We start from the raw sequence: 9,315 nt of genomic DNA, 5'->3' as shown, positions 1-9,315 counted from the left end.
GGTGCACAGCCATCTGGTCACCGTCGAAGTCCGCGTTGAAAGCGGTACAGACGAGCGGGTGAAGGCGGATTGCATTACCTTCGATGAGCTTCGGATAGAAAGCCTGGATACCCAAACGGTGAAGCGTCGGGGCACGGTTCAGCATGACCGGATGGTCCTCGATGATTTCTTCGAGGATGTCCCACACTTCGGGGCGTTCTGCATCGACGTACTTCTTGGCGGACTTGAGCGTGTACACGATACCGTCTTCTTCCAGGCGCTGGATGATGAACGGCTTGTACAGTTCCAAAGCCATGCGCTTCGGAAGACCGCACTGGTGCATCTTGAGTTCCGGACCGACAACGATCACGGAACGGCCGGAGTAGTCCACGCGCTTACCGAGGAGGTTCATACGGAAGCGGCCCTGCTTGCCCTTCAAAAGTTCGGCAAGGCTCTTCTGCGGGCGAGACGTTCCGGAACGGGCAACGCGGCGGCCACCGTCGAACAACTGGTCGACGGCTTCCTGCAGCATGCGCTTTTCGTTGCAGAGAATAACGTTAGGGGCACGGATGTCGATCAACTTCTTCAAGCGGTTGTTGCGGTTGATGACACGGCGATAGAGTTCGTTCAGGTCGGAGGTCGCGAAACGGCCGCCTTCCAGCGGGACGAGCGGGCGCAGGTCGGGCGGAATCACCGGAAGCACGTCGAGAATCATCCAGGACGGCTGGTTGGCGAGGAGGCGGACTTCGTTCGGGTACTTGCGACGGAATTCTTCGTAGGCGTCGGCGAGCACGAATTCACCGTGCTTGGCTTCGTAATCGGCCTTGAATTCGGCGACGGCTTCGGCGAGACCCTTGAGCCAGGCCTTGCCGCTGTCGCGGGAACCATCCGGATTGTTGTAGTAGTTGCGGAAGCTTTCCATCTGGGACTTGCGGAACGCGTCCACAATCTTGAGGCGCTTCACGGCTTCTTCGACCTTGGTGCGGCTCTTGGAAGTGGCCTGCAGGCGGAGGTCGGCAGAAAGCTTGGCGAGATCGAGACGGTCGAGCAGCTGCTTGATGGCAGAAGCGCCCATCTTGGCGTCGAACTTACGGTCTTCGGCGACGAGATCCTGGTAGGTGGCTTCGTCGATGAGGGAGTTCTCTTCGAGGTCGGTGTCGCCCTTGTCGATAACGACATAGCGTTCGTAGTAGATGACCTGTTCGAGGTCCTTGGTGTTGAGGCCGAGGAGGGCACCAATCACGCACGGCTGGTTACGGACGAACCAGATGTGAGCGAGAGGAATCGCAAGTTCGATATGGCCCATGCGTTCGCGACGCACCTTGGAGTGGGTCACTTCGACGCCACAGCGGTCGCAGATAACGCCCTTGTAGCGCACGCGCTTGAACTTGCCGCAGTTGCATTCCCAGTTCTTGACCGGTCCAAAGATCTTTTCGCAGAAAAGGCCATCCTTCTCGGGCTTGAAGGAACGATAGTTGATCGTTTCCGGCTTGGTGACTTCACCATAGGACCAGTAACGGATGAGGTCCGGAGCGGCGAGATGAATCGAAATGTCGCCAGAATTTTCTTGAATTTCCATCATTTCTTCGGACATATTACTTATCTCCAGTGGTCTCGATGTCAAGACCCAAAGAATGAACTTCGCGAATCATAACGTTGAAGGATTCGGGGATACCCGGCTTCGGGGTGTTCTTGCCATGGACGATGGCGTCGTACACCTGGGAACGGCCCTGCACGTCGTCGGACTTGACGGTGAGGAGTTCCTGCAGCGTGTAAGCGGCACCGTAAGCTTCCATGGCCCACACTTCCATTTCACCGAAGCGCTGGCCACCGAACTGGCTCTTACCGCCGAGCGGCTGCTGCGTCACGAGGGCGTAGCTACCGATAGAACGGGCGTGGATCTTGTCGTCGACCAAGTGACCGAGCTTGAGGTAGTACATGTAACCGATGGTCACCGGGTTCAGGAGGGCTTCGCCGGTCTTGCCGTCGTAAAGCTTCGCCTTACCGATAATCTTGTCGTTGTCCGGATCCATCTCGTAGCTCACGATCGGATTCTTCTGGTAGGCCTTTTCGAGTTCCTTGCAGATGTCCTCGAACTTGGCGCCGTCGAACACCGGCGTAGAGACCTTGAAGCCGAGCGTCTTGGCGGCCCAGCCCAGGTGGACTTCGAGCACCTGACCGATGTTCATACGGGAAGGCACGCCCATCGGGTTCAAAAGGATCTGCAGCGGGCGGCCATCTTCGGTGAACGGCATGTCTTCGACCGGAACGATCTTGGCCACGCAGCCCTTGTTACCGTGACGACCTGCCATCTTGTCACCGATGGAGAGGCAGCGCTTCTTGGCGATATAGACCTTGACGCACTTGAGCACGCCCGGCTTGAGTTCGTCGCCCTTCGTGACCTTGTCGATTTCCTTTTCCATGGTACGGGTCAGGGTATCGAGACTGTCGCGGGCAACGAGAACGAGGGAAAGAACCTTTTCCTGGAGTTCGTCGTCACCAGTCACGAACGTAGAGAGCGGAGAAACCTTGGTCACGTCGATGAGAGCGAGGTTCTGTTCGTTGTAGGTCTGGCCTTCGCGGATAAGGAGTTCATGGGTTTCGTTGTCCATGACCTTACCGGCGACCTTGCCACCGAGAAGTTCGAACAAGTGTTCGCGGCAGGATTCCTTGATCTTGTCGATCTGGACCTGGAAATTGGAACGGATGGACTCGATGGTCTCCTGATCCTTTTCCTTGCTCTTCTTGTCGGCCTTGTCCTTCTTGCTGAAGATGCGGGTTTCGAGAACCACGCCCTTCATTCCCGGAGGAGCCTTGAGGGAGGAGTCGCGCACATCGCCGGCCTTTTCGCCGAAGATGGCACGGAGCAAACGTTCTTCCGGAGAGAGTTCGGTTTCGCCCTTCGGGGTAACCTTACCCACGAGGATGTCGTCCGGACCGACTTCGGCACCCACGCGGATCACGCCGTTTTCGTCAAGGTTGCGGAGGGCATCTTCGCCGACGTTCGGGATTTCGCGGGTGAGTTCTTCAGGACCGCGCTTGGTGTCGCGCACTTCCAGTTCGTATTCTTCGATGTGGATGGAAGTGAAGGTGTCCTTGATGGCGAGTTCTTCGGAAATGATAACGGCGTCTTCGTAGTTATAGCCGTTCCACGGGAGGAACCCGATGAGAATGTTCTTACCGAGAGCCAGTTCGCCGTGATCGGTAGAGACGCCGTCGGCAAGCACGTCGCCAGCCTTGACGAAGTCGCCCACGTTCACGATAGGCTTCTGGTTGATGCAGGAATCCTGGTTGCTGCGTTCGAACTTGCGCAGAACGTATTCATCGATAGGATCCTTGCCGAGGAATTCGTAGTTTTCGCCGAGACCGGTGAGCGGCACGAAGTTGCCGTCGACCATGTCGCCACGCTGCACGGTGATGTTGCGGGCATCGACGAAAGTAACCTTGCCGTCGTGCTTGGCACGGACGACCGTACCCGAGTCGAGAGCGGCACGACGTTCGAGGCCGGTACCGATAACCGGGGCTTCGGCACGCAGCAGAGGCACAGCCTGGCGCTGCATGTTGGAACCCATCAAGGCACGGTTGGCGTCATCGTGTTCGAGGAACGGGATGAGGCCTGCGGCCACGGACACGATCTGCATCGGGGCCACGTCCATGAGGTCGATGTGTTCCACGTCTTCGTCGCCGATGGCGATGCTGTCCTGGCGGAGCACGTGCGGGTATTCGCTCTTGTCGCGGACAATGACGTATTCTTCCTTGAAACGGTTGTCGTCGGTAAGCTCGGTAGAGGCCGGGGCAACCTTGAAGGCGTCTTCTTCGTCGGCGGTGAGGTAAGTGATAAAGTCAGAAACAACCTGTTCCACGGCGTCGCCCACCTGGACATAGTCCGCGGTGCCGCTGAAGTTGTCGAGCACGGAGCCGTTCTTGACGAACAGGGTTTCGCCGTCGGCCTGCTTCACCTGGAACACCTTGTTCACGAAGCTGTCGAAGAGGTCGCGCTGGCGGATATCGAGGTTCATGCGGACGCTGTCCATTTCCTTGCGGGAAAGTTCAAGCTGCACGAACAGGTGCGGGTCATGAACGAAGCCCTTGAAAATGCCAAAGTGCCACTTTTCTTCGGGGAACTTCACGACATTGCCCTTAGCATCCTTGAAATCGACGAGGCCGACAATACGGTACGGGGTCTCGATGAAGCCGAAGTGGTTCACGACGGCGTAAGAAGCGAGGGAGTTGATAAGACCGATGTTCGGTCCTTCCGGAGTCTCGATCGGGCAGAGACGGCCATAGTGCGTGTAGTGAACGTCACGGACTTCGAAGCCCGCGCGGTCACGGGAAAGGCCACCGGGGCCGAGAGCGGAAAGACGGCGCTTGTGGGTAAGTTCCGAAAGCGGGTTCATCTGGTCCATGAACTGCGAGAGCTGGCTGGAACCGAAGAACGCCTGCACGACGGAAGAAACCATGCGGGTGTTCACGAGGTCGCGCGGAGTCGGCTGTTCGTCGTCGTTGTGGAGCGACAGGTTTTCGCGAATCACGCGGGACATGCGGGACAGGCCCACAGAAATCTGGTTGGCAAGAAGCTCGCCGACAGAACGGGTGCGGCGATTGCCCAAGTGGTCGATATCGTCGAGAGCGTAGCCGTCGTCGCCGTTGTAGAGGCCGACCATGTATTCGATGATAGCGAGGAAGTCGGTCTTGGTCATCGTCATCTTGGTGACGGACGGCATCTTCAAATCAGAGATGTTGAAGCGTTCTGCGACTTCCTTGAGAATGGAGAGGATAGCCTGGTTGTAGACCTTGGCGTTGAGACGGTAACGGCCGACTTCGCCCAAGTCGTACTTGCGCGGGTCGTTCAGGAACAACCCGTCGAAATAGTTTTCGGCAGCCTGCAGGTTCGGAGCTTCGTCCTGCTGCTGGTGCGTGACAGAGTAGATGGAGCGGAGAGCCTCTTCGCGGGAACGGGTCTTGTCGGCCGCGAGGGTGTAGTGGATGAGGAGGTTTTCTTCTTCCTTGGAAAGGAGCGTGATCTTTTCGACGTTGCTTTCGCGAAGGCGTTCCAGCTTCTTGTCGTCAATGACAGTATTGGCTTCGACGATGACTTCACCGGTAGACTCGTCGATAACGTCCTTGAAGATGATGCGGTCGATAAGGACGCAGACACCTTCGTCGTTAAACTTTTCGGATTCTTCCGTGACGCTGACTTCTTCGAACTGCTTGTAGAAGAGGTTCAGGATGTCCTGGGTCGTCTCGAAACCGATGCTGCGGAGCATGGCGGTAGCGGCGATTTTCTTCTTGCGGTCGATGATGAGGTACAGGATGTCGCCTTCGGTATTGAATTCGACCCATGCACCGCGATGCGGGATAATGCGGCTCTTGTAGTCGGAACGGCCGTTGGGCTGGAGTTCTTCGTCGAAGCTCACACCGTAGGAGCGGTGCAGCTGCGAAACGACTACGCGTTCGGCGCCGTTGATGATGAACGTGCCGTTTTCCGTCATAATCGGAAGTTCGCAAATCAAGACGTCGTTCTTGACTTCTTCCTTGAGGCGGGTATCTTCGCCGTCTTTTTCAAACACGCGGAGAGCGAGAGTGGCGTAGAGTTCCATGGAATAGGTAAGTCCACGCTCGCGGCATTCGGGGATGCTGTATTTCGGAATGCCGAAACTGTACTTTTCGTATTCCAAGGAGAACAGACCGTTGGGGTCCGTGATCGGGAAAATATCCTGGAAGACGCGTTCCAGGCCGACCTTCAATCTCTTTTCTTGAGGAATGTCCTTTTGAAGGAATTGCTCGTAGGAAGCCTTCTGGACTTCGATCAAATACGGAAGTTCCAGATGGAACCTGTTGGAGGAATAACTTTTTCGCTCCGTAATCATTAGAAATACCTCATCCGGTGAGAAGAGCCTTGTTAGAAAAAAACACCAAAAGCCCGCACTCCCGTGCAGGCGATTGGTTAATAGCAGTTCAAAGAACTGAGAGCATTACTTAAGGGTAACCTTTGCTCCGAGTTCTTCGAGTTTCTTCTTGAGAGCTTCAGCGTCAGCCTTCGGCATAGCTTCCTTGATGACGCTACCGGCAGTTTCAACGAACTTCTTAGCTTCACCGAGGCCGAGACCCGTGATAGCGCGAATTTCCTTGAGGATGCCCATCTTCTTGTCTGCAGCGGCGGCTTCAGCAAGAATGACGTCGAACTCAGTCTTTTCTTCGGCAGCGGCGCCAGCGCCAGCAGCCGGGGCAGCCATTACGACGCCACCAGCGGCTTCAATGCCGTGAGTTTCCTTAAGGTAGTCAGCCAAAGCCTTGGCTTCGAGAAGGGTAAGACCAACAATTTGATCGCCCAGTGCCTTGATATCAGTTGCCATGATGTGTTTCTCCGATTATTCCGTTTAAAATTTTTGGTTTGTGGTTTGTTGTTAAGCTTCCGGTGCAGCAGCAGGGGCTGCTTCGGAACCCGATTCTTTTTCCAGCTTTTCCTGGAGAGCCTTGATTTGACCGGCAATCGTGCCGCCAGGTCCGAGAGCGATGGCGATGACCTGAGCGATCATACCCTTGCGATCCGGAATCTTAGCGAGGTTCACGATTTCGGAGCCAGGCATCGGCTTACCATCAAGGTAGATGCTCTTGGCAACCAAGAAATCAGGGTTAGCTTTGTGGAACGCTTCAATTTCGCGAGCCGGCAGAAGCGGGTCATCGGCAAAGCCGACCATGACGGAGGTAGCTCCGGTCAGCATTTCGTCGAGGCCTTCTACCTTGAGCGCAGCGAGCACACGCTTGAGAAGAGTATTCTTCACAGCATGATACTTGACACCCTTAGAAGCGAGAGCCTTACGGAGGGCGTTGTCCTTTTCGACAGTGATGCCCTGGTAATTGAGCAGGTAGACGGCGGTGGCATCCTTGAAGGATTCAACGAGGGCGTCCACGGTCTGTTGTTTTTTAACTACAGCTTTCATGGTTTCTCCTATCGTGTCAGTGCCATATCAAGTTTGATGCCCGGGGCCATCGTAGCCGTCAAAGTGAGGCTCTTGATGTAAGTGCCCTTAGAAGATTGGGGCTTGTTCTTCACGACAGAGTCAATCACAGCCTTGGCGTTTTCAGCCAGCTGGTCAACGCTGAAGGAGAGCTTGCCAACGGGGGCGTGGACGTTTGCACCCTTGTCAACGCGGTACGAAATCTTACCTGCCTTGAGTTCCTTGACCGTCTGGGCCACGTTAACCGTAACCGTGCCGGCCTTCGGAGAAGGCATCATACCACGAGGACCGAGGACACGAGCCACCTTACTAATCACCGGCATCATGTCGGGAGTAGCAACGACGGCGTCAAAGTCCAGCCAGCCTTCCTGAATCTTCTGAACCAAGTCAGCACCACCCGCGTAGTCAGCGCCAGCGCTCTTTGCAACTTCAAGGTTGTTGTCCTTGCAAAAAACGAGAACGCGGACCGAACGACCGGTACCATGCGGAAGCACGACAGTGCCACGAACCACTTGGTCGGAATGTTTTGGGTCCACACCGAGATTGAAGTGCACTTCGACCGTCTGGTCGAACTTCAATTCGGACTTTTTGAGTATTTCGATTGCCTCGGCGAGACCGTAAGCTTTGTTACGATCGATGCTTTCAGCAACCTTTTTGTATTTTTTTCCTCTGAACATGGTGTTTCCTGTCAGATACGTAACGGTGAATTACCTGCCTCAGTCAACCACTTCAATACCCATGGAACGAGCAGTGCCCGCGACCATGCGCATAGCGGATTCGAGGTCGATTGTGTTTAGATCCGGCATCTTCTTTTGGGCGATTTCCTGGATCTGGGCCTTGGTGATCTTGCCAACCTTCTTACGGTTGGGTTCACCAGAACCACTTTCAATGCCGACGGCCTTCTTGATGAGGGCCGGAACCGGCGACACCTTCGTGATGAAGGTAAAGCTCTTGTCGGCGTAGACAGTAATGACGACCGGGATAATCATTCCCTTGTCGTTCTGGGTCTTCGCGTTAAATTGCTTGCAGAACTCCATAATGTTCACACCCTTCTGACCAAGGGCGGGACCTACCGGGGGAGCCGGGTTGGCGGCGCCAGCAGGAATTTGGAGCTTAATATAGCCTGTAATTTTCTTTGCCACTTTTTTATCTCCGTTGCAAAAACCGTACTATTAAGCGTCTGCGGACTCAACCTGGTTGAAGGCAAGTTCGACAGGCGTAGAACGACCGAAGACGGTGACCATGACCTTGATCTTGGTCTTGTCTTCCATGATTTCGTCTACGACGCCCACAAAGTCCTTGAAAGGACCTTCCTTGATGCGGACATTTTCGCCAATTTCGTACGGGATTTGGATCTCGCCTTCCGTAGAATTATCAGGATCAACTCCAAGAAGACGATCGACCTCGCTCTGTTGTAGCGGAATAGGAACACGAGAAGCGCGTGTCATTCCGGCGAAATGGGTGACGCCATTGATGGTCGACACCAGGTGCTGGGTGAGCTCGTCCAGCTCCATTTCAATAACGATATAAGCAGGAAACAAGAGTTGGGTCGATGTACGACGACGACCGCGAACGTTGCTGACAACTTCGCGGGTCGGGACGATAATCTGGCCAAACTTGTCTTGAACGCCTTCGCGTTCAATCATCTGCTCGATATGCTTCTTGATGTTGTTTTCTTGGCCAGAGAAGGTATGGATGGCGTACCAACGTTTCATAGTACTAACCTCTACCCATAATCTTGTCTATGACCATGGAGAAAGCCACATCAAGACCGGCAATATACAACCCCATAATGACACTGAAAAGCATCACGACGAGAGTCGATCCCTTGAGTTCTTCCCAGGTCGGCCAAGTGACCTTTTTCAGTTCCTGGATGGACTCCTTAACATATTGCTGAATCTTACGCATGATGACTCCGGAATTTGAGCAGGTCGGGAGGGACTCGAACCCCCAACCAACGGTTTTGGAGACCGTGACTCTACCAATTGAGCTACCGACCTATTCAGAATCCTTACTTTGTTTCCTTGTGAACAGTATGCTTGCGGCAGAACGGGCAGAACTTCTTATATTCCACGCGGGAAGGATGAAGACGCTTGTTCTTGTCGCAGTCATAATTGCGCTGATTGCATTCGGTGCATTCGAGCGTGATGAGTTCTCTAGGCATTTTTAACCCTGATTACTTGATGATTTCGGTTACAGAGCCAGCACCAACAGTACGGCCACCTTCGCGGATAGCGAAGCGGAGCTGCTTTTCCATGGCGATCGGGGCGATGAGGTTCACGTGGATCGTGACCGTGTCACCCGGGGTCACCATTTCGACGCCTTCGGGCAGCTGGATCGTGCCGGTCACGTCGGTGGTGCGGAAGTAGAACTG

The 9,315-nt window shown here is 54.8% G+C and carries 8 protein-coding genes, 1 tRNA gene and 2 pseudogenes; all 11 read right to left on the bottom strand.

Going from position 1 to position 9,315, the window contains the following annotated elements:
• A pseudogene (locus tag B3M32_RS09610) lies at positions 1-1,573 on the bottom strand (DNA-directed RNA polymerase subunit beta'); the annotation flags it as partial.
• A gap of 1 nt (position 1,574) precedes the next feature.
• Entirely contained in the window at positions 1,575-5,849 is a 4,275-nt protein-coding gene (gene rpoB, locus B3M32_RS09605) for a DNA-directed RNA polymerase subunit beta (protein WP_290745970.1), read from the bottom strand.
• A 105-nt stretch (positions 5,850-5,954) separates the two neighbouring features.
• Positions 5,955-6,335 carry a 50S ribosomal protein L7/L12 gene (gene rplL, locus B3M32_RS09600; RefSeq protein WP_290745967.1) on the bottom strand — a complete coding sequence of 127 codons (381 nt, stop codon included), beginning with the start codon at positions 6,333-6,335 and terminating at the stop codon, positions 5,955-5,957.
• A 51-nt stretch (positions 6,336-6,386) separates the two neighbouring features.
• Positions 6,387-6,923 (bottom strand): 50S ribosomal protein L10, encoded by a 537-nt coding sequence (gene rplJ / locus B3M32_RS09595; RefSeq protein WP_290745964.1) that lies wholly within the window; start codon positions 6,921-6,923, stop codon positions 6,387-6,389.
• An 8-nt stretch (positions 6,924-6,931) separates the two neighbouring features.
• Complete coding sequence (rplA, locus tag B3M32_RS09590) at positions 6,932-7,618, bottom strand: 50S ribosomal protein L1 (protein WP_290745961.1); 687 nt, start codon at positions 7,616-7,618, stop codon at positions 6,932-6,934.
• 39 nt (positions 7,619-7,657) lie between these two features.
• Entirely contained in the window at positions 7,658-8,083 is a 426-nt protein-coding gene (rplK, locus tag B3M32_RS09585) for a 50S ribosomal protein L11 (RefSeq protein WP_290745959.1), read from the bottom strand.
• Between the two features lie 30 nt (positions 8,084-8,113).
• Positions 8,114-8,656 (bottom strand): transcription termination/antitermination protein NusG, encoded by a 543-nt coding sequence (gene nusG, locus B3M32_RS09580; RefSeq protein WP_290745956.1) that lies wholly within the window; start codon positions 8,654-8,656, stop codon positions 8,114-8,116.
• A 4-nt stretch (positions 8,657-8,660) separates the two neighbouring features.
• Positions 8,661-8,849: a preprotein translocase subunit SecE gene (gene secE, locus B3M32_RS09575; protein ID WP_173798953.1), complete on the bottom strand. Its 189-nt coding sequence runs from the start codon at positions 8,847-8,849 to the stop codon at positions 8,661-8,663.
• 19 nt (positions 8,850-8,868) lie between these two features.
• Positions 8,869-8,941 (bottom strand) — tRNA-Trp (locus tag B3M32_RS09570).
• 11 nt (positions 8,942-8,952) lie between these two features.
• The gene (gene rpmG / locus B3M32_RS09565; protein ID WP_290745952.1) at positions 8,953-9,105 is read right to left on the bottom strand and encodes a 50S ribosomal protein L33; all 153 of its coding nucleotides are present in this window, start codon (positions 9,103-9,105) and stop codon (positions 8,953-8,955) included.
• A 12-nt stretch (positions 9,106-9,117) separates the two neighbouring features.
• A pseudogene (tuf, locus tag B3M32_RS09560) lies at positions 9,118-9,315 on the bottom strand (elongation factor Tu); the annotation flags it as partial.

It is taken from the genome of Fibrobacter sp. UBA4309 (assembly GCF_002395745.1).
Taxonomy (GTDB): domain Bacteria; phylum Fibrobacterota; class Fibrobacteria; order Fibrobacterales; family Fibrobacteraceae; genus Fibrobacter.
The sequence above is the reverse complement of the archived record's forward strand: the minus strand, read 5'-3'. Positions and strand labels throughout refer to the sequence as shown.

Excerpts from the sequence above, each read along its gene's own strand:
- rpoB (WP_290745970.1), bottom strand. The coding sequence starts at position 5,849 with ATGATTACGGAGCGAAAAAGTTATTCCTCCAACAGGTTCCATCTGGAA.
- rplL (WP_290745967.1), bottom strand. The coding sequence starts at position 6,335 with ATGGCAACTGATATCAAGGCACTGGGCGATCAAATTGTTGGTCTTACC.
- rplJ (WP_290745964.1), bottom strand. The coding sequence starts at position 6,923 with ATGAAAGCTGTAGTTAAAAAACAACAGACCGTGGACGCCCTCGTTGAA.
- rplA (WP_290745961.1), bottom strand. The coding sequence starts at position 7,618 with ATGTTCAGAGGAAAAAAATACAAAAAGGTTGCTGAAAGCATCGATCGT.
- nusG (WP_290745956.1), bottom strand. The coding sequence starts at position 8,656 with ATGAAACGTTGGTACGCCATCCATACCTTCTCTGGCCAAGAAAACAAC.
- secE (WP_173798953.1), bottom strand. The coding sequence starts at position 8,849 with ATGCGTAAGATTCAGCAATATGTTAAGGAGTCCATCCAGGAACTGAAA.
- rpmG (WP_290745952.1), bottom strand. The coding sequence starts at position 9,105 with ATGCCTAGAGAACTCATCACGCTCGAATGCACCGAATGCAATCAGCGC.